18 protein-coding genes are annotated in these 20,303 nt (G+C 67.3%); 15 read left to right on the top strand and 3 right to left on the bottom strand.

Features of this window, described 5'->3' with window-relative positions:
* Positions 1–11 precede the first annotated feature (11 nt).
* The 5 genes from A9W99_RS01425 to A9W99_RS01405 are packed head-to-tail and all read left to right on the top strand — an operon-like array spanning position 12 to position 5,840.
* Entirely contained in the window at positions 12–1,646 is a 1,635-nt protein-coding gene (locus A9W99_RS01425; protein ID WP_067372440.1) for an ABC transporter substrate-binding protein, read from the top strand.
* Position 1,647: 1 nt separating this feature from the next.
* Positions 1,648–2,574, top strand: a complete 927-nt coding sequence (locus A9W99_RS01420) for an ABC transporter permease (protein WP_067372220.1) — start codon at positions 1,648–1,650, stop codon at positions 2,572–2,574.
* On the top strand, positions 2,567–3,430 hold the full coding sequence (locus A9W99_RS01415; RefSeq protein ID WP_067372217.1) for an ABC transporter permease: 864 nt from the start codon (positions 2,567–2,569) through the stop codon (positions 3,428–3,430). Before A9W99_RS01420 ends, A9W99_RS01415 begins: the two co-directional genes overlap by 8 nt.
* Positions 3,427–5,064 carry an ABC transporter ATP-binding protein gene (locus tag A9W99_RS01410; RefSeq protein ID WP_067372438.1) on the top strand — a complete coding sequence of 546 codons (1,638 nt, stop codon included), beginning with the start codon at positions 3,427–3,429 and terminating at the stop codon, positions 5,062–5,064. The genes A9W99_RS01415 and A9W99_RS01410 overlap by 4 nt, the downstream gene beginning before the upstream one ends.
* Positions 5,061–5,840 carry an oxidoreductase gene (locus A9W99_RS01405; RefSeq protein WP_067372214.1) on the top strand — a complete coding sequence of 260 codons (780 nt, stop codon included), beginning with the start codon at positions 5,061–5,063 and terminating at the stop codon, positions 5,838–5,840. The genes A9W99_RS01410 and A9W99_RS01405 overlap by 4 nt, the downstream gene beginning before the upstream one ends.
* A gap of 446 nt (positions 5,841–6,286) precedes the next feature.
* Here the strand turns inward: A9W99_RS01405 and A9W99_RS01400 are convergent, their stop codons facing one another.
* A complete protein-coding gene (locus A9W99_RS01400; protein ID WP_067372211.1) occupies positions 6,287–7,144 on the bottom strand; it encodes an HAD-IB family hydrolase in 858 nt (285 codons plus the stop codon).
* A gap of 491 nt (positions 7,145–7,635) precedes the next feature.
* Between A9W99_RS01400 and ssd the strand changes: the two genes are divergently transcribed.
* From ssd to A9W99_RS27030, 7 genes are all read left to right on the top strand, one after another.
* Positions 7,636–8,691, top strand: a complete 1,056-nt coding sequence (gene ssd / locus A9W99_RS01395; protein WP_082929765.1) for a septum site-determining protein Ssd — start codon at positions 7,636–7,638, stop codon at positions 8,689–8,691.
* Positions 8,688–9,863: a TadA family conjugal transfer-associated ATPase gene (locus A9W99_RS01390; protein ID WP_067372205.1), complete on the top strand. Its 1,176-nt coding sequence runs from the start codon at positions 8,688–8,690 to the stop codon at positions 9,861–9,863. Before ssd ends, A9W99_RS01390 begins: the two co-directional genes overlap by 4 nt.
* A complete protein-coding gene (locus A9W99_RS01385) occupies positions 9,860–10,672 on the top strand; it encodes a type II secretion system F family protein (RefSeq protein WP_067372201.1) in 813 nt (270 codons plus the stop codon). Before A9W99_RS01390 ends, A9W99_RS01385 begins: the two co-directional genes overlap by 4 nt.
* 148 nt (positions 10,673–10,820) lie before the next feature.
* Positions 10,821–11,417, top strand: coding sequence for a type II secretion system F family protein (locus tag A9W99_RS01380; protein WP_172828778.1), 597 nt, complete (start codon positions 10,821–10,823; stop codon positions 11,415–11,417).
* A gap of 63 nt (positions 11,418–11,480) precedes the next feature.
* The gene (locus A9W99_RS01375) at positions 11,481–11,672 is read left to right on the top strand and encodes a DUF4244 domain-containing protein (protein WP_156622893.1); all 192 of its coding nucleotides are present in this window, start codon (positions 11,481–11,483) and stop codon (positions 11,670–11,672) included.
* Positions 11,669–11,998, top strand: a complete 330-nt coding sequence (locus A9W99_RS27035) for a TadE family type IV pilus minor pilin (RefSeq protein WP_305799899.1) — start codon at positions 11,669–11,671, stop codon at positions 11,996–11,998. The genes A9W99_RS01375 and A9W99_RS27035 overlap by 4 nt, the downstream gene beginning before the upstream one ends.
* Before the next feature lie 16 nt (positions 11,999–12,014).
* Positions 12,015–12,320 (top strand): Rv3654c family TadE-like protein, encoded by a 306-nt coding sequence (locus tag A9W99_RS27030; RefSeq protein ID WP_067372195.1) that lies wholly within the window; start codon positions 12,015–12,017, stop codon positions 12,318–12,320.
* Here the strand turns inward: A9W99_RS27030 and A9W99_RS01360 are convergent.
* Positions 12,317–13,351, bottom strand: coding sequence for a PAS domain-containing protein (locus A9W99_RS01360; protein WP_067372192.1), 1,035 nt, complete (start codon positions 13,349–13,351; stop codon positions 12,317–12,319). The two genes, A9W99_RS27030 and A9W99_RS01360, sit on opposite strands and share 4 nt — an antisense overlap.
* A 219-nt stretch (positions 13,352–13,570) precedes the next feature.
* Complete coding sequence (locus A9W99_RS01355; RefSeq protein ID WP_067372190.1) at positions 13,571–15,886, bottom strand: DEAD/DEAH box helicase; 2,316 nt, start codon at positions 15,884–15,886, stop codon at positions 13,571–13,573.
* Between the two features lie 292 nt (positions 15,887–16,178).
* On the opposite strand from A9W99_RS01355, the gene cspA reads away from it, so the two are divergent.
* The 3 genes from cspA (at position 16,179) to topA (ending at position 20,220) form a co-directional block, all read left to right on the top strand.
* A complete protein-coding gene (cspA, locus tag A9W99_RS01350) occupies positions 16,179–16,382 on the top strand; it encodes a cold shock protein CspA (protein ID WP_007166602.1) in 204 nt (67 codons plus the stop codon).
* 231 nt (positions 16,383–16,613) lie between these two features.
* Entirely contained in the window at positions 16,614–17,204 is a 591-nt protein-coding gene (locus A9W99_RS01345) for a hypothetical protein (protein WP_067372188.1), read from the top strand.
* A 211-nt stretch (positions 17,205–17,415) separates the two neighbouring features.
* Positions 17,416–20,220: a type I DNA topoisomerase gene (gene topA, locus A9W99_RS01340; RefSeq protein WP_067372185.1), complete on the top strand. Its 2,805-nt coding sequence runs from the start codon at positions 17,416–17,418 to the stop codon at positions 20,218–20,220.
* Positions 20,221–20,303: the final 83 nt, after the last annotated feature.

The following is a 20,303-nucleotide window of genomic DNA, read 5'->3' as shown; positions in this document are numbered from 1 at the left end:
TGGTCGCTGTCATGCGTCAGAGGTTGCGGGCCACGCTGGCTGCCGTCCTGGCAGCGGTGCTGCTGACCGCCTCCCTGGCCGGTTGCGGCGGCGGGGTACTGAGCCCCGATGTGGTGGTGGTCAACGGCGGCGAACCGCCGAATCCGTTGATTCCGACCGGCACCAACGACAGCTTTGGCGGGCGGATCCTCGATCGGCTGTTCGCCGGCCTGGTGTCCTATGACGCCACGGGCAAACCGTCGCCGGAGGTGGCGCAGTCGATCGAGACCACGGATAACGTCAACTATCGAATCCTTATGAAACCCGGGTGGACGTTCACCGACGGATCGCCGGTGACGGCCCGCTCGTTCGTCGACGCGTGGAACTATGGGGCTGCAAGCACCAATGCCCAACTGCAACAAGAGTTTTTCAGCCCGATCGACGGATTCGATGAGGTTGCCGGGGCACCAGGTGATGGAAGGCCGACCACCATGTCCGGGTTGAAGGTAATCAACGATCGCGAATTCACCGTGCGGCTCAAGGCGCCGACCGTCGACTTCACTTTGCGGCTGGGCCATAGCGCGTTCTATCCGATGCCGGACAGGGCTTTTCGGGACATGGCAGCGTTCGGGCGCAACCCGGTCGGCAACGGCCCGTACCAGCTTGACAATGGTTCTCAAGGCCCCGGGGGCCAGGCCTGGGAACACAACGTCAGGATCGACTTGAAACCCAACCCCGGATACCACGGCAACCGAAAGCCACACAATAAAGGCTTGAGGTTCGAATTCTACGCAAACCTGGACACCGCCTACGCCGACCTGCTGTCCGGCAATCTCGATGTGCTGGACACGATTCCGTCGAGCGCGTTGACGATCTACAAGCGCGATCTCGGCGGCAACGCCGCCAGTGGGCCGGCCGCGGTGAATCAGTCCCTCGACACCCCGCTGCGGTTGCCGCATTTCGGCGGCGAAGAGGGCCGACTGCGCCGGCTCGCCCTGTCGGTCGCGATCAACCGTCCGCAAATCTGCCAGCAGATTTTCGCCGGAACCCGCAGCCCCGCGCGCGATTTCACTGCCCGGTCGCTGCCGGGCTTCGATCCGAACCTGCCCGGCAACGACGTGCTGGACTTCAATCCCGAACGGGCCCGGAAACTTTGGGCGCAGGCCAACGCGATCTCGCCGTGGAGCGGGCGGTACGCCATCGCGTACAACGCCGATAGCGGCCATCAGGAGTGGGTGGACGCCGTCGCCAACAGCATCAAGAACGTGCTGGGCATCGACGCCTTCGGCGCGCCACAGCCAACATTCGCGGGATTCCGCACCCAGATCACCAACCGCACCATCGACACCGCTTTCCGGGCCGGCTGGATCGGCGACTATCCGTCGATGATCGAGTTCCTCTCCCCGCTGTACGGAACCGGTTCGGGATCCAACGACGTCGGATACTCCAGCCCGGAGTTCGACGCGGCGCTGGCGAGGGCCGAAGCTGCACCCAGCCTGCCGGAGGCAGACGTTTTGGTCAATGTCGCGCAGCGAATCCTGTTGCACGACATGCCCGCTGTGCCGCTGTGGTACTACATCAGTGTGGTCGGGTGGTCGTCGGCGGTCCGCAGTGTCACGGTCAGCTGGAACGGCCTGCCTGACTACGAGAACATCGTGAAGGCCTGAAATGGGTTGGTACATAGCGCGCAGGATGGCCGCAATGGTGCCGGTGTTCGTTGGCGCCACGCTGCTGATCTACGCCATGGTCTTCCTGTTACCCGGTGATCCGCTGGCCGCGATCGCCGGAGACCGGCCGTTGACCCCTGCCGTGGCCGCACAGCTGCGCGCCCGCTACCACCTCGACGATCCCTTTTTGTTGCAGTATCTGCGCTACCTGGGCGGTATCCTGCATGGCGACCTGGGCCGCGCATACTCCGGCCTGCCGGTCAGTGCCGTTCTGGCGCACGCGTTTCCGGTGACAATCAGGCTGGCGTTGATCGCGCTGGCGGTGGAGGCGGTGCTGGGCATCGGCTTCGGCGTGATCGCCGGCTTACGCCAGGGCAGTGTCTTCGACGCCACGGTGCTGGTCACCGGTCTCGTCATCATCGCGATCCCCATCTTCGTGCTCGGGTTTCTGGCGCAGTTCCTCTTCGGGGTCCGACTGGGCATCGCACCTGTGACCGTCGGCGAAAGGGCAAGCTTCACCCGCCTTTTACTACCTGGAATCGTCCTGGGCTCGGTGACATTCGCCTATGTGGTGCGATTGACCCGGTCGGCGGTGGCCGCCAATGCGCACGCCGACTACGTGCGCACCGCCACCGCGAAAGGCCTGTCGCGGCGACGAGTGGTGACGGTGCACATCCTGCGCAATTCGTTGATCCCGGTGGTCACCTTTCTCGGTGCCGATCTGGGAGCGCTGATGGGCGGAGCGATTGTGACCGAAGGCATCTTCAACATCCACGGCGTCGGCGGGGTGTTGTATCAGGCCGTCACCAGGCAGGAGGCGCCGACGGTGGTGTCGATAGTGACGGTGCTGGTGCTGATCTACCTGATCACCAACCTGCTGGTGGACCTGCTCTACGCGGCGCTCGACCCCAGGATCCGGTATGGCTGAGACACACAGCATCTGGCGCGACACCTGGCGCAATCTGCGTCGCCGACCGAAGTTCATCGTCGCCGCCGCGCTCATCTTGCTCGTCGTCGTCGTAGCCGGGTTTCCGGCGTTGTTCACCGGAGCCGACCCGACCTATGCCGATCCCAGTCAGAGCCTGCAGCCGCCTTCGGCGGCCCACTGGTTCGGCACAGACCTGCAGGGCCACGACATTTACGCGCGCACCGTCTACGGTGCACGGGCATCGGTCACCGTCGGGCTGGGAGCCACCTTGGCGGTGTTCGTCGTCGGCGGGGCCCTAGGTGCACTGGCGGGCTTCTACGGCAGCTGGATCGACGCCGTCATTTCCCGTGTCACCGACGTGTTCTTCGGATTGCCGCTGCTGTTGGCAGCCATCGTGCTCATGCAGGTCATGCACCACCGCACGGTCTGGACCGTGATCGCCATCCTGGCCTTGTTCGGCTGGCCGCAGGTGGCCAGGATCGCGCGCGGGGCAGTGCTGGAAGTGCGGGGCAGCGATTATGTCCTGGCGGCTAAAGCGCTGGGGCTGAGCCGATTTCAGATCCTGCTACGGCATGCGCTGCCCAACGCCATCGGCCCGGTGATTGCGGTGGCCACCATTGCTCTGGGTGCGTTCATTGTCACCGAGGCGACCTTGTCCTACCTCGGCGTGGGCCTGCCGACGTCGGTGGTTTCGTGGGGCGGCGATATCAACATCGGCCAGACCCGGCTACGAGCCGGCTCACCGATACTTTTCTATCCCGCAGGCGCACTGGCGATTACGGTGCTGGCCTTCATGATGATGGGCGACGTCCTGCGCGACGCACTGGATCCGGCATCGCGGGCGTGGCGCGCATGAATGCTGAGCCTTCGCTGTTGTCGGTCGAGGGCCTGGAAGTCAGGTTCGGCGCCCAGGATCCCGCGGTTTGCGGGCTAGATCTGACCGTGCGTCGTGGTCAAACCGTCGCCGTGGTGGGTGAATCCGGGTCGGGGAAATCCACCGCGGCCACGGCGATCCTCGGCCTGCTGGCGCCCGGCGGTCGAATCACGGGCGGCCGCATCGTTTTCGACGGCCGCGACATCGCGTCGTCCGATCGGCAAGCCGACTCCCGGGTGCTACGGTCCATCCGGGGCAGTGAGATCGGCTATGTCCCGCAGGATCCGATGACCAATCTCAACCCGGTCTGGAAGGTAGGTTTCCAAATCCGGGAAGCCTTGCGGGCCAACGCCGATAGCCGTGACGCACGACGGCGGGCGGTGGCATTGCTCGCCGAGGCGGGTATGCCCGATCCGGTGAAACAGGCGGCCAGATACCCGCATCAGCTGTCCGGGGGCATGTGCCAACGTGCGCTGATCGCCATCGGCCTGGCGGGCCGGCCCCGGCTATTGATCGCCGACGAGCCGACGTCCGCGCTGGACGTCACCGTGCAGCGCCAGGTGCTCGACCATTTGCAACGCCTCACCGCTGAATTGGGTACCGCTCTACTGCTGATCACGCACGATCTGGCGCTGGCCGCCGAGCGGGCCGAGGCCGTTGTCGTCGTCCACCGCGGCAAGGTGGTGGAAGCCGGTGCGGCACAGCAGATTCTGCGCAGCCCCGAACACGAGTACACCCGTCGGCTGGTGGCTGCGGCGCCGTCGCTGACTGCGACCCGACGCCGGGAAGTGCCCGCCGAGACCGAAGATATTCTCGTCGCCTCGGAGCTGACGAAGGTCTACCGGGAGTCGCACGGCGCACCTTGGCGGCGAACGGAATTCCGGGCCGTCGACGCCGTGTCATTCCGGCTCCGACGGGCAAGCACCTTGGCGATCGTCGGCGAGTCCGGGTCGGGAAAGTCGACGCTGGCGCGGATGGTCCTCGGTCTGCTGCGACCCACGTCGGGCACGGTGGTTTTCGGCGGCACCGAGATCACAGACAACCGGGACCGGAACCGGGAACTTGCCTTTCGCCGGCGGATCCAGCCGGTGCTGCAGAACCCCTACAGCAGTCTGGATCCCAGATACACGGTGTATCGCGCCATCGAGGAACCGTTGCGGATCCACCGGATCGGCGATCGACGGCAACGCGAGCACGCGGTGCGTGAGCTGGTCGACCAGGTGGCATTGCCGTCGTCGGTCCTGGGCCGGCTGCCTCGTGAGCTGTCGGGCGGTCAGCGGCAGCGGGTGGCGATCGCTCGGGCGCTCGCGCTGCGCCCGGAGGTACTCGTCTGCGACGAAGCGGTGTCGGCACTTGATGTGCTGGTGCAGGCGCAGATTCTTGATCTGCTGGCCGGCCTGCAGACGCAATTGGGTCTGACCTACCTGTTCATCAGTCACGACTTGGCGGTGATCCGGCAGATTGCCGACGACGTGCTGGTGATGCGCGCCGGCCGGGTGGTCGAACGTGCCCCCACCGAAGAATTGTTCAGTCGGCCCGGTCATGAGTACACCCGTGAGCTGCTGCAGGCCATCCCCGGCGTCTCGGCCATCGCCGATAGGCTTGGCAATTCGTGACGGCTGATCCGCTGGCTCCGCTGATGGAGCTCCCCGGCGTCGCCGAGGCCAGTGACCGGGCTCGCGACGCGCTGGGCCGGGCCCACCGGCATCGTGCCAACCTGCGCGGCTGGCCGGTGACTGCTGCCAAATCGGCACTGCGGGCCGCGCGGGCCTCGTCGGTGCTCGACGGCGGCCCGGTGCGCCTGGAGGACCTGGCGGACTCGGCCGGACCGGAGTCAGGCGTCAGCGATCCGGTTTTCGGTGGAGCGCTGCGGGTGGCCCAGGCGCTGGAAGGCGGCGGAGGCACCCTTGTCGCGGTGTGGCAGCGGGCCCCGTTGCAAGCGCTGGCGCGCCTGCACATGCTGGCCGCTGCGGACCAGGTCGATGCGGACCGACTGGGTCGTCCTCGCGCCGAGCCCGAAATTGGGCCCCGATTGGAATTGCTCGCCGAGCTGGTGACCGGCCGCACCGAGGCGTCCGCACCGGTGGTTGCCGCGGTCGCACACGGAGAGCTGCTCACCCTGAAGCCGTTCGGTAGCGCGGACGGCGTCGTCGCCCGAGCCGTCTCGCGGCTGGTGACCATGGCGACCGGACTGGACCCGCACGGGCTGGGGGTGCCGGAAGTTCGATGGATGCGCCAATCCGCCGACTATCGCGACGCCGCGCGCGGTTTCGGCGAAGGCACGCCGAAAGGGGTAGGGGCGTGGCTGCTGGTGTGTTGCCGAGCGCTACAGGCCGGCGCGGAGGAGGCGCTGTCGATTGCCGAGTCGTTGCCGAAGAATCCGAAGCAATAGCCAGCAGGCGCCCTGGAAATGGCGTGAAACATGTGAAAGCGGGCGGCGATCCGATTTATTCGGTCCGCCGCCCGCTAACACGGAACTCGGTTACCAGGCGTACATCCTATGGGCTGCGTGGGATGGCCTCGGCGATCTTGCGACGCTTCCGGTTGCAACCCCACCCAAAGGGCCGTCGATACCTTTCACTTTTCGCAATTACGCAGGCCCGCAACACTTCTGCCATTATCGCGGCTGTGACTCAGCGTGGGTGCCGAGAACCGTGCTAGGTGCCCGGATCGGGAGAACGAACCTTCTCTTCCGGATCGACCTAGGCCTCACCGGGCTTCCGTGTTTCCTTTGTACTACTAGACCCTTGGCACAGCAAGGCCCAATTGAGTGAATGTTGCGAAGGGGCACCGAATTTGCGCGCTGGCCAGTTTGCTGGCAGCCGAAGCTGCTCGGAGCTAGAAAGCGAACCGGCGCAGCAGCGCGTAGGTGACCGCGCCGGCGGCCAGCGCGCTGACACCCACCGCGGCCGTTGTTGCGATCGCGGCCCCCGAGGGTGCGGGAATGCGGTCGCGCAGCGACACCGGCCGGTCGAACGTCAGTATGGGCCAACCACGTTCGATGGCTTCTCTGCGCAAGGCGCGGTCGGGGTTGACCACGTGCGGGTGGCCGACTGCCTCGAGCATCGGCAGGTCGGTGATCGAGTCCGAGTAGGCGTAGCAGTGTTCCAACGCATAGCCCTCACGCGCCGCCAGCTCGCGGATTGCTTGCACTTTGCCTTCGCCGTAGCAATAGAACGCAATCTCGCCGGTGTACTTGCCGTCCTCAACGACCATCCGCGTCGCCATGGCGTGGGTGGCGCCCAACTCGCGGGCGATCGGGGCCACGATCTCCTCGCCCGAGGCCGAAACCACCACCACGTCGCGGCCGCAAAGCTTGTGCGCGGTGATCAGGTCCGCGGCTTCGGCAAACACCAACGGCGTCACGATGTCGTGGAGTGTTTCGTTGACGATCGACTTGACCTGGGCGACGTCCCACCCGGCGCACATGTTGGTCATGTGAGCGCGGATCCGGTCCATCTGGTCATGATCTGCCCCGGAGAGCAGGAAGATGAATTGCGCATAGCTGGACTTGAGCACAGCGCGACGACTCAGCAGCCCCTGAGCAAAGAATGGTTTGCTGAACGCCAGTGTGCTGGACTTCGCGATGATGGTCTTGTCGAGGTCGAAAAAAGCCGCGGTGCGGGCACCGGGACCGGCGGGCGGCACTGCTTCAGGTGAGGTTTGCTGCTGCGCGGCCGAGTCGGAGGCGGTCACGCACCCAGCATAGGCGGCGGCCCTGACGAGGCCGTGGTATCGCGCCCCAAATCGCCACCGAGTTGGCCGAGGTACCCCAGGCAGGTCGCGTTTTTGCGGCTCAAGGTGTCTTTTTGATGCAACGACCACTTGCGTTAGTGCGGACTGTCATGTGTATAGTAAGCAGTACTCGGCCTAGTCCGAGGGTGTATCAGCCCGACCCCCCGGGGCTGATACACGACGACCCTCGCCTCCTCCCCCCCTGGCGGGGGTCGTCCCTTTTCTCCGGTAAATATTTCTCATACGCAGGGCGCTCGCTGCAGCTAGTTGCGTGTTGCGGGAATGTGCTGTCGCGCGCGGTCGCCGTGCTGGGCCGGTCAGTTTGTGCACACTTGCGTCTCTTTCCACAGATCGCTGTCTGGGACTGGCGTCCCAGCCCTCTGGCCGCCCACGCTGGGTGGGTGAGTAGCGACGGGGGCAACGTAAAGACGGCTTCGGCCGGTGTGTTGGCGGTGCTGACCGACGCCGACCTGCGTGACGAGCTGGACCGGGTTGCCGCTGCCGTCGGCATCCGAGTGGTGCACCTCGGCTCAGGAGCTGCGCTAAGCAGACGGACATGGTCGGCGGCCGCGGCCGTGGTCCTCGACCAGCCTGCGGCCGAACGCTGCGGGCGGCTGGCCCTCCCGAGGCGGGTCCATGTCAGCGTCGTGACCGCCACCGAACCAACCACGGCGACCTGGGAGTCGGCCATCGTCATCGGTGCTCAGCAGGTGCTGAGGCTGCCCGAGCAAGAGGCCGGACTGGTCCACGAATTGGCCGAAGCGGCCGAGTCGGCGCGCGACGACGCTCCCCGAGGAGACGTCGTCGCTGTGATCGGCGGTTGCGGCGGCGCCGGCGCGTCGTTGTTCGCGGTCGCACTCGCGCTCGCGGCCACCGACGCGCTCCTGGTGGATCTCGATCCGTGGGGCGGTGGCATCGACCTGCTGGTCGGCGGGGAAGGCGTGCCCGGTGTGCGTTGGCCCGATCTGTCACTACAGAGCGGGCGGCTGCATTGGTCGGCCATCCGTGAAGCACTGCCCCGCCATCGCGGGGTCAGTGTGCTCTCCGGCACCAGACGCGGGTACGAGGCCGATGCGGGACCGGTCGAGGCCGTCATCGATGCCGGCCGCCGCGGAGGAGTCATGGTGGTATGCGATCTTCCCCGCAACCTGACTGACGCCACCCAGACCGCTTTGGACACAGCCGATCTCGTCGTCCTGGTGAGCCCGTGCGATGTGCGTTCGTGCGCGGCGTCCGCGACTGTCGCTCCGGTGCTGGCCGCGATCAATCCCAACATCGGCCTGGTCGTGCGGGGACCGTCACCGGGCGGATTGCGCGCAGCAGAGGTGGCAGACATCGCGGGTCTGCCGCTTTTGGCCTCCATGCGAGCTCAGCCGCGCCTAGCCGAGCAGCTGGAACACGGTGGTCTGCGCGTGCGGCGTGGCTCCGCGTTGGCGGTGGCGGCTCGTCGGGTGCTCGGTGTGCTGCCGGCACGCCCTGGCACACTGCAGAACGGCAGGGCGGCGTGAGCGGGTCGCTGATCGACCGGGTGCGGGAGCGGCTGGCCGCGGAACCCGCCCCGCCGGGGTCGCGTCTGGGGCCCGCGGTGGTGGCCGCCGCGATACGGGCCGAGTCTGGCGGAGTGCTCGGTGATACCGAGGTTCTCGCCAATCTCCGGGTTCTGCAGACCGAGCTGACCGGCGCCGGAATCCTCGAACCGCTACTGCGTGCCGATGGCACCACCGACGTGCTGGTCACCGCGCCGGATGCGGTGTGGGTCGACGACGGAAACGGACTGCGCCGCAGCGAAATTCGGTTCACCGATGAGGCGGCGGTGCGGCGATTGGCGCAGCGGCTGGCGTTGGCCGCCGGCCGGCGCCTCGACGACGCGCAACCCTGGGTGGACGGCCAGCTACCCGCGATCGGCGGCGGCGAGTTCGCGGTGCGGCTGCACGCCGTGTTGCCGCCCATCGCGGCCGCGGGCACCTGCCTGTCGTTGCGGGTATTGCGGCCCGCCACTCAGGATCTGGCCGCCCTGACCGCGGCGGGCGCGATCGAGCCGCAAGCCGCTGCGCTGATCGCCGACATCATCGCCGCGCGGCTCGCATTTCTGGTGTGCGGGGGCACCGGGGCCGGAAAGACAACTCTGTTGGCGGCCATGCTGGGCGGGGTGGCTCCCAATGAGCGCATCGTCTGCGTCGAAGATGCTGCCGAGCTGGCGCCCCGGCATCCGCATTTGGTCAAGCTGGTCGCGCGATGTGCCAACGTCGAAGGCGTCGGCGAGGTGCCGGTGCGCCAGTTGGTTCGTCAAGCGCTGCGGATGCGGCCTGACCGCATCGTGGTCGGCGAGGTCAGGGGCGCCGAGGTCGTCGATCTGCTGACGGCGCTGAACACCGGCCACGACGGCGGCGCGGGCACCGTGCACGCCAACAATCCGGGCGAGGTCCCCGCGCGGTTGGAGGCGCTGGGCGCGCTCGGCGGGCTCGACCGGGCCGCGCTGCACAGTCAGCTTGCGGCCGCCGTCCAGGTGCTGCTCCACGTCGCCCGGGACCGCTTCGGGCGGCGTCGGCTGGCTGAGATCGCTGTGCTGCGCCCGACGGACGGGACGGTCCGGGCGGTCACCGTGTGGCATGCCGACCGGGGCATGACCGACGATGCGGGTGATCTGCAGCGCCTGCTGCGGAGCCGACTGCCGTCATGACCGGCCAGGTGATTGCGGCGCTGTTCTTATCGCTTGCTCTGCTGATGCTTTCGTCGTCCCCGCGGCGCCGGCTTGCTGTTGCGGTGCCCGGCGGCCGGCACCTGCGGTTGGCAGGCGCCCGCTGCACGGGCCGCATCGCGGTGGGGTGTTCCGTGGTCGCCGCCGTCGCGTTGCTGCCGTCGACGACGGTCCTCGCCGGCGCTGTGCTGGGCGCCACCGCCACCCTGCGTCGCCGTCATGGCCGCCGCATCCGCCGGGCGACCGACGAGGGCCAGACCTTGGAAACCGGGCTGGATGTGCTGGTCGGCGAACTACGCGTGGGTTCGCATCCGGTGCATGCGTTCGACGTCGCGGCGGACGAGACGCACGGCGCGGTTGCCGGGTCGTTGCGCGCAGTGGCGGCCCGGGCCAGATTGGGCGCCGATGTTGCGGCGGGTCTGCGCGGAGCGGCCGGCTCCTCGGCGCTGCCGTCGCAGTGGGAGCGGCTAGCCGTGTGCTGGCAGCTGGCCAGCGACCATGGGTTGGCCATTGCGACTTTGATGCGCGCCGCACAACGAGACATTGCCGAGCGGCAACGGTTCGCGGCGCGGGTGGCATCGGGGATGGCCGGCGCTCGCGCTACCGCTGCCATCCTGGCCGGCCTGCCGGTGCTCGGGGTGCTGCTCGGTCAGCTGATCGGGGCCCGGCCGCTGAGGTTCTTGTTGAGTGGCCATGCGGGCGGATGGCTGCTGGTCGTGGGGTCGACGCTCGCTTGCCTGGGACTGCTGTGGTCGGACCGCATTACCGAGGGAGCGGGAGCCGAGGCATGAGTACCCGAAGGTGCCGCGAGTGAGGATCGCAGCGAGGAACGAGCGAGGACCGGAGCGAAGCGGTGCCGAGGCATGAGTACCCGAAGGTGCCGCGAGTGAGGATCGCAGCGAGGAACGAGCGAGGACCGGAGCGAAGCGGAGCCGAGGCATGAGTACCGCGGCGGTGTTGTTGGCGGTGGCGTTGTGGACCGGCGCCGGCCCGTCGATGGTGCGGGCGCGAGCCGGGAGACCGGTCCGCGCACTTACCAGGCGGAGTCGGCTGCAGCGCACGAAACGCGGTGCGGACCCGCTGGCGGTCGCCTCCAGCCTCGACGTGCTGGCGGTCTGCCTGACGGCCGGCATGGCGGTGTCGGCCGCCGCGGCGGCGACCGCGCCGTCCGCGCCACCAAAATTGGCCTCGGTGCTCCGCCGGGCTTCCGATCTGCTGGCGCTGGGCGCCGACCCGGCGGTGGCGTGGTCGCCGCGGGATCTGGCCTCCGACTCGGTGGACCCGCAGATCGATGCGTTGCTGCGGTTGGCGAGGCGTTCGGCGTCCTCGGGCTCGGCGCTGGCCGCCGGCGTCGCGGAACTGGCCGATCAGTGCCGCAGCGACGCGGCATACGCGGCGGCCGCGGCCGCCGAGCGTGCCGGGGTGCTGATCGCCGGACCACTCGGACTGTGCTTTTTGCCGGCGTTCGTGTGTCTGGGCATTGTTCCGGTGGTCGCCGGCTTGGCCGGCGACCTTCTTCAATCGGGACTGCTGTGAACAGTGACGAACAGCTTTTAAAAGACCGAGAGCGACCAAAAGGAGAAAGTATTGGTGATCAACATGTTTCGGGTTTTTGTGGCGCGCATGACGCTGCTAGCCACCGACGAGTCCGGGATGTCCACAGTCGAGTACGCGATCGGGACTATCGCGGCGGCGGCCTTCGGCGCGATCCTTTATTCCGTCGTCACCGGTCATTCCATCGTGTCGGCGCTGACCAACATCATCGGTCGCGCGCTCAACACGAAGGTATAGCTTCGAGTGCCGGTGCGAGCACGGTCGAGGCGGCGCTGGGGGTCGCCTCATTGGTCGTTGTGCTGGTGGTGTGCCTGGCCGGGATCACCGCCGTGTCGATGCAGGTGCGTTGTGTCGATGCCGCACGCGAGGCGGCCCGGCTGTCGGCGCGCGGCGACGAACAGGCGGCTGTCGCGGCAGCGCGGCGCATCGCCCCGGCTGGCGCGCAGATTCAGGTACGCCGCGACGGCGACTTCATGGTCGCCACCGTGGTCGCGCACTCAAAGCTGTTGCCAGCGTTGGACATTGCGGCCAAAGCGGTGTCGGCGGCCGAACCGGCGGGATGACCGCGGCTCGGCCACCGTGGTCGCAGCGGCAATGGTCGCCGTCCTGCTGTCGGTGACCGGTGCGGCCGCGTATCTCGGCTCGGTCGTGGTGGCACGCCACCGGGCGCAGGCGGCGGCCGATCTGGCCGCGCTGGCGGGTGCGGCGCGACTACCGTCGGGCATCGCGGCGGCCTGCAACCGGGCGATCGCAGTGGCCCGGGCCATGCGTGTCGACGACGCCGGATGCCGCGTAGACCGACTCGACGTGGTGGTAACGGTCCGGGTGGGTGTCGCCTTCGCCGGCGCGGCCCAGGCAGCGGCACGGGCCGGCCCAGTTGGCTAGCCCGTGCCGTCCGCGCCTAGAAGATTCGCCTCGGCGAGTTCTTCGTCGGTGGGTCGTCGCAGCGACACCAATCCGGCGAAGGTATCCGGTTCGAGTTCTACCCGGTTGACGGTTACGTGCATGGGCACCCACGCGCCACGGTCGCCGGGCAGGCGCAACACCCGGGATGTCGCACCGCCGGCGAATTCTGAGGTCATTGACGACTTCAGATGCTCGTCGTCGGGATGCACCCGTGGCCGGTCGGGGTCGCTGCCGCGCCAGTCGTAGAAGGGGCAGGGGTCGTCGAGCCACTTCAGCAGGGTCCAGTTGTTGAGGTCGACCAACGCCCGGTGCACTCCCGGCTGGGCCAAACCGTTCAGGATCTGCTGTGCCAGTCGATCGACTGGCAGCGGTGCCCCTTCGAGTTCACCCCGCCAGTTCATCCCGCGCGAGATCAAGTGGTCGCGACCGTCCGGCCCCGGTTCCACCGCGGTGCGCGCGACGAAGCCCACCCGAATCGGCTCGCCCTGCCAATCGGTGATATCCCAGCTGCTGCACAGGGTTTGACCGGCTTCGGCTTTGATGGCCAATGCCAATACCTTGCTCTCGTTGGGATTGAGATCGCGCGATGGCAGATCCTCCGCAAAGGCCCTCCCGTGAGTGGCCTCGACCGCCGGATTTTTGCCGCTGTTTTCCAGCGACTCCGGAGTATCGGTGGCCATGCCCAGGGTCAGGTCCCACTTGAGCGGGCCGGGGATTGGCCGCTCCGGCGGATCCGTGCCGGCAGGCCCGCTCCAGACGTGCACGCCGTGCAGGCGGCCGTCGGACATCACTACGGGTTCGGTGCGGATGACGCGGTCGCTCTTGGGGGTGATGCTGGTCAGGCTCTGGCCGGTTTGTACGGACTCGGCGATCGCTGTACGGACCGCGGAGAGGTAGGGACTTCGTCGCAGGAACGCGGTTATCGGAACGAGGTTCTTCGGTTGACGCCCCTGCGCTACCACGGCGGGTTCGTCCCCTAGCGTCTCCACGAGCAACCAGTCGTGGGCCATGTCGACAAGTTTACGGGCCGCCCCCTGTCTAGCTCAGACACCGGCTGGGGCGGGTGCGCGCCGGATAACGGTGCGATAACAAATTTGCCGTTGTCACTTCGAACCGGGTAATTTCCACTGCGCCCGCTTTGTCGGGCTTACGAGCGGATCGTGTTTTCCGACCGTTCGTCGTCCCGTGGAGGTCGACCGTCGAGGGGTCGGTCGCCATCCGCAGGGTTTTTAAGGTGATTCGCTGGCCAGCGCCGCGAGCACCAACCGCAGCACCTGGACAGCACCGGCCTTGTCCAATGGGTCGTTGCCGTTGCCGCACTTGGGCGACTGCACACATGAGGGACATCCGCCTGGGCATTCACATGCCTCGATGGCCGCGGCAGTCGCACCCAGCCAGGTGCTGGCCTGGCGGAAGCCACGTTCGGCGAACCCCGCCCCGCCCGGATAGCCGTCGTAGACGAAAACACTGGGCAGACCGTCGGGCCCGATAGCGGTGGACATCCCGCCGATGTCGCTGCGGTCGCAACTGGCCACCAACGGCAGCAGTCCGATGGCCGCATGTTCGGCGGCGTGCAGCGACCCGGGGATTCGCGGTAGCTCAATATTGTTGTGTGACAAGGCATCCGGGGTGACGGTGTACATCACGGCGGTGGTGGGCAAGGTGTGCTCGGGCATGTCCAATTCGGTGAAGTCGATCACCTCCCCGGTGAGCCGTCGACGCAGGTAGCCGACGACTTGGTGGGTGACGGTCACCGGCACCAGCCCCAGAGTGACTTCGCCGAACGGTAGGCGCTCACCAATACCGGTGACCGAGATGTCGGTGACCTCTCGCGCGAACGTCGCGTAGCCGGGGTCCCCAGCGTGTACGAACGCGATCCCGTCCTCGATATCCAGCGAGTCGACGACGTAGGTCTCGCCCTGATGCAGATACACCGCCCCCGGATGGACCGTGGCTGGAGCCTGACCGAGACCGACGCTGCCCAACAGCCGTCCGGTTTCGGCCTCCACGATCATGATCTGCTCGCCCGTCGAACCCCGGATGTCCACCGCGACGTGAGGTTCGACGCCGGGCGCCGGAAAATACTTGCCGCCTCGCCGCCGCAGGAGTCCGTCGTCGACCAGGCCACCGGCTACCTGCTCGGCGCCCAACGCCCGGACCTCGGCCTCATCAAGGGGTAATTCAGTTGCCGCACAGAGCAATTGGGGCTCCAGCAGGTAGGGATTGGCGGGATCGATCACAGATCGCTCGACCGGTTTGTCCAGCAGTGCCGCTGGATGGTGCACCAAATACGTGTCCAGCGGGTCGTCGCGCGCGATCAGCATCACCAGCGCGCCCTGCCCTCGTCGGCCGGACCGCCCCGCCTGCTGCCAGAACGAAGCGACCGTCCCCGGAAACCCGGCCAGAACCACCGCGTCCAGCCCCGCGATATCGACACCCAATTCCAGTGCGTTGGTCGTGGCCATACCACGCAGCCTGCCCTCGGCCAGCGCATGCTCGAGGGCGACGCGATCTTCGGCGAGGTAACCGGCCCGATACGACGCCACCCTCTTCGACAGGTCTGGAGCGATGTCGTCCAGCCGGGATTGGGCGCCCAGCGCGGTCAGCTCGGCGGCACGCCGCGATCGCACGAACGTCAGGGTCTGGGCCCCTTCGGCGATCAGGTCGGCCATCACCCGGGCGGCCTCGGCGCCCGCGGATCGTCGCACCGGGGCGCCATTCTCGCCTGTCAGGTCGGTGCGCAGGGCCGGCTCCCACAGCGCGACCGTGCGGGCCCCCTGCGGCGAGCCGTCGTCGGTAACCTCCGCGACCGGCCGGCCGATGAGTTCGGTGGCCGTCGTGCCCGGCGATGCCGTCGTCGCGCTGGCGAAGATCACCGTCGGTTCTGCGGAGTAACGCGCGCACAACCGCAGCAGGCGACGCAGCACCATCGCCACGTTCGAACCGAAAACACCGCGGTAGTAGTGACATTCGTCGACAACCAGGTAGCGAAGACGGCGTAACAGCCCCGCCCAGCGGGCGTGGTTGCGCAGTATCGACAGATGGACCATGTCGGGGTTGGAAAACAGCCATCTGGAGCGCTCGCGGGCGAAGCGGCGCACCTCGACGGGACTGTCGCCGTCGTAGGCCGTTGGAGCGGCGTCGGCCAGCCGCGGGACGGCGGTGGTCAGAGCGTGGGCGGCGCGCAATTGATCGTGGCCGAGCGCCTTCGTCGGCGACAGGTACAAAACCCGGGCCGCGGGATCGGTCGCCAGCGCGTTGAGGACCGGAAGTTGGTAGGCCAAGGATTTTCCCGACGCGGTACCGGTGCTCACCACTACATGACGGCCGGAGTGGGCCAGCTCGGCCGCCTCGAGCTGGTGCGACCAGGGAGCCACGATGCCCCGCTCGCCGAACGCCCGAATCACGTCGGGCTCGGCCCACTGCGGCCACTGGTAGGGCCGGCCGCTGCGCGCCGGCAGCTCGGCGACATGGCGCAACGGCCGCTCGCCCGGTGGAGTGCCGGCGAGCGCGACGGTCAGCAGTTCGCTGCCGAAACTGGCCATCTCGGGCCTTTCTGCGCGTGTCTAGCCGGGTACCGGTATGACGCTGACGTAAATTCACCATCCCTTCGGCTGCCAAGGAGCTGTCGCCGACGCGTCGAACATGGTTGACTGATCCCGGTCGCAGCTTCTGTGTTCGTGTCAAACTTTCGCAGGATCGACGCTGCGGCCGCGGTTCCTGCGAGGTTATCGGTCGGGTGAAGTTCCGGCGACTCCGCGAGGTATGGCGGTCGCAGCTGGCCCGGGGCACCGAAAGGCGGTGCACCGCACCCAGAAGAAAAGGAAAGATCGAGAAATGCCACAGGGAACTGTGAAGTGGTTCAACGCGGAGAAGGGGTTCGGCTTTATCGCCCCTGAGGATGGTTCCGCGGATGTGTTTGTCCACTACACGGAGATCCAGGGTTCGGGCTTCCGCACCCTTGAAGAAAACCAGAAGGTCGAGTTCGAGATCGGCCACAGCCCTAAGGGCCCCCAGGCCACCGGCGTCCGGTCCGTCTAAGCGGGCAGAAGCTGACGAAACCCCCCGGGCATGATCCGGGGGGTTTTCGTTTGGGGTAGGTGTGGCGAGCAGATGCAAAATCGCCCATTTCCGGGCCCCGAATAGGGGATTTTGCGTTCCCCCGCAAGCGGGAGGTGGCCCAGCTCGCCAGTAGGCGGTGCCCAGCGAGCCACAACCGGCGCGCCGAAAACTTCAAGCCGCAGCTCGGCTCGCTGGCCTACTGTCGTTGACGTGAGCCAGCTTTCCTTCTTCACCGCAGAGTCGGTACCGCCCGCGGTCGCCGACCTCGCCGGTGTGCTGGCTGCCACTGGTCAGATCGTGCTCGTCACCAGCGGCGATAGTCAGGGCGCCCGGCTCTCCGTCGTCGTCGACCAGCCCTGGCGGGCAGAGGCGCTGGCCGAGATGATCCGCGAAGCCGGTTTGACGCCTGAGATCACCCGCACCGAGGAAGACACTCCGCTGGTCAGGACGGAAGTCAGCCCGCACTTGCGCCCCATCGCCGCCGAATGGACGCGTGGCGCGGTCAAGACGGTGCCGCCGCGCTGGCTGCCGGGCCCGCGGGAACTGCGAGCGTGGACCCTGGCGGCGGGAAGCCCCGAGGCCGACCGCTACCTGCTGGGCCTGGATCCACACGCGCCGGACACTCATTCGCCGCTCGCGTCGGCGCTGATGCGAGTGGGCATCGCGCCCACGTTGATCGGCACCCGCGGAGCTCGGCCCGCGCTGCGCATCAGCGGCCGGCGCAGGCTATCGCGCCTGGTAGAGAACGTGGGGGAACCCCCCGATAGCGCGGACGCGTTGTCGCAGTGGCCGCGGGTTTAGCGGTCCGCCGGCATCCCGATCATGGGGAGTCGGTTTGCACCCGGTTTGCGCGGGCCCACCAAAGGGTGCGAAATTGTCAGGTGCCCGCAGGCGGAGGGACGCCGACGGATTCGGATCGCCTGGATTGCATCTGCACCTCAGGGCCGACCGTCGTCCCTGCTACGGGTGGTCCCGTCAGGGGCCGGAACACAGAGATGGAGCGTAAGCGCAGTTGCCTGACCCGAATACCGGAGGCCAAACGGGCACTACCAGCGGCCGAAATGGGAGCCCCCGGCGACTTGTCATTGTCGAGTCGCCGACCAAGGCGCGCAAACTAGCCGGCTATTTGGGCTCGTCTTATATCGTCGAGTCGTCGCGAGGGCATATCCGCGATCTGCCACGAGCCGCGGCCGACGTGCCCGCGAAGTTCAAGTCCGAGCCATGGGCCAGGCTCGGCGTCAACGTCGACGCCGACTTCGAGCCCCTCTACATCATCAGTCCGGAGAAGAAGAGCACCGTCAGCGAGCTGAAGGGCCTGCTCAAGAGCGTCGACGAGTTGTACCTGGCCACGGATGGCGACCGCGAGGGCGAAGCGATCGCCTGGCACCTGATGGAGACGCTGAAACCGCGCATACCGGTCAAGCGGATGGTTTTCCACGAGATCACCGAGCCGGCGATCCTCGAGGCAGCCCAAAATCCCCGCGACCTGGACATCGACCTGGTCGATGCGCAGGAGACCCGCCGCATCCTGGACCGGCTGTACGGCTACGAGGTCAGCCCGGTGCTGTGGAAGAAGGTCGCGCCCAAGCTGTCGGCGGGCCGCGTCCAGTCGGTGGCCACCCGCATCATCGTGCAGCGCGAACGCGACCGCATGGCGTTCCGCAGCGCCTCCTACTGGGACATTCTGGCGAAGCTGGACGCCAGTGTGTCCGATCCGGAGGCACAGCCGCCGACCTTCAACGCCCGGCTGACCAATGTGGACGGCCTGCGCGTTGCCACCGGTCGCGATTTCGACTCGCAAGGCGTTTTGCGTAAGGCCGACGAGGTGGTGGTGCTGGACGAGGCGCGTGCCACCGAGCTGGCCGCCGGCTTGCGCGGCGCGCAGCTGATCGTGGCGTCGGCGGAGGAGAAGCCCTACACCCGTCGCCCGTATCCGCCGTTCATGACGTCGACGCTGCAGCAGGAAGCGGGCCGCAAGTTGCGGTTCTCCGCGGAGCGGACGATGAGCATCGCGCAGCGCCTCTACGAGAACGGCTACATCACGTACATGCGTACCGACTCGACCACGCTGTCGGAGTCGGCTATCAACGCGGCGCGCACCCAGGCGCGTCAGCTCTACGGCGCGGAGTACGTGTCCCCGTCGCCGCGTCAGTACACCCGCAAGGTGAAGAATGCGCAGGAGGCGCACGAGGGCATCCGGCCCGCCGGCGAGACGTTCGCCACTCCTGACGCGGTGCGACGCGAACTGGACGGAGACGAATTCCGGCTCTACGAGCTCATCTGGCAGCGCACGGTGGCCTCGCAGATGGCCGACGCGCGTGGCACCACGCTGAGCCTGCGGATCGAGGGCCGGTCGGGTGAGCAGTCAGTGGTGTTTTCCGCGTCGGGGCGCACGCTCACCTTCCCCGGATTCCTCAAGGCTTACGTGGAGACGGTGGACGAACTGGCCGGCGGTGAGGCCGACGACGCCGAGCGCCGGTTGCCGCACCTCACCCGCGGCCAGCGGCTGGACGCGGTCGAGCTGACCCCGGACGGACACGCCACCAACCCGCCCGCACGGTACACGGAGGCTTCGCTGGTCAAAGCGCTCGAGGAGCTGGGTATCGGGCGCCCCTCGACGTATTCGTCGATCATCAAGACCATCCAGGACCGCGGCTACGTGTTCAAAAAGGGCAGTGCGCTGGTGCCGTCGTGGGTGGCGTTCGCGGTCACCGGCCTGCTGGAGCAGCATTTCGGCCGCCTCGTCGACTACGACTTCACCGCGGCGATGGAAGACGAACTCGACGAGATCGCCAACGGGCACGAGCGACGCACCAACTGGCTCAACAACTTCTACTTCGGCGGCGATCACGGGGTGCCCGATTCGGTGGCCCGCTCGGGTGGCCTCAAGAAACTTGTCGGCGTCAACCTCGAAGGCATCGACGCTCGAGAAGTCAACTCCATCAAGCTGTTTGACGACGAGCAGGGCCGGCCCATCTACGTTCGGGTCGGCAAGAACGGGCCCTACCTGGAACGGTTGGTGTCCAACGAAGACGGCGAACCCACGCCGCAGCGCGCCAACCTGAGCGATTCCATCACCCCTGACGAGCTGACGCTCGAAGTCGCCGAAGAGCTGTTCGCCACTCCGCAAGAGGGGCGTGTGCTCGGCGTGGACCCGGCGACCGGCCACGAGATCGTCGCCAAAGACGGCCGGTACGGGCCCTACGTGACCGAGATCCTGCCCGAGCGGCCCGACGACGGTGACGAGGGCAACCAGGGCGCCAAGAAAGGCAAGAAGCCGAACGGGCCGAAGCCACGGACCGGTTCGCTGTTGCGCAGCATGGACCTGCAGACCGTGACGCTCGAAGACGCGTTGAAACTGCTGTCGCTGCCCCGGGTGGTCGGTGTGGACCCCGCATCCGGCGAGGAGATCACCGCACAGAACGGGCGCTATGGCCCATACCTGAAGCGCGGCACCGATTCTCGGTCGCTGGCCACCGAAGACCAGATGTTCACCATTACCCTCGACGAAGCGCTGAAGATCTACGCCGAGCCGAAACGTTCCGGCCGGGCAAACGCCGCAGCGCCGCCGCTGCGCGAGCTGGGAACCGATCCGGCGTCGGGTAAGCCGATGGTCATCAAGGACGGCAGGTTCGGGCCGTACGTCACCGACGGCGAGACCAACGCCAGCCTGCGTAAGGGCGATGACGTGCTGTCGATCACCGACGAGCGAGCCGCCGAACTGCTGGCCGACCGGCGCGCCCGCGGTCCCGCGAAGCGGCCGGCCAAAAGAACCACCCGCAAAGCACCGGCGAAGAAAGCGGCCAAGCGCGGCTAGTTGGGTTCGCGTCCATGCGCTTCACGCCTTTCGCTGTGAAGTCACGGCTTTGCGCGTGAAGCCTCGGATTTGCGCGTGAAGCC

It is taken from the genome of Mycobacterium sp. 1164966.3 (genome assembly GCF_001665395.1).
Classification (GTDB): Bacteria; Actinomycetota; Actinomycetes; order Mycobacteriales; family Mycobacteriaceae; genus Mycobacterium.
Note: the sequence above shows the minus strand (reverse complement) of the source record. Positions and strands in the feature narration are given on the sequence as shown.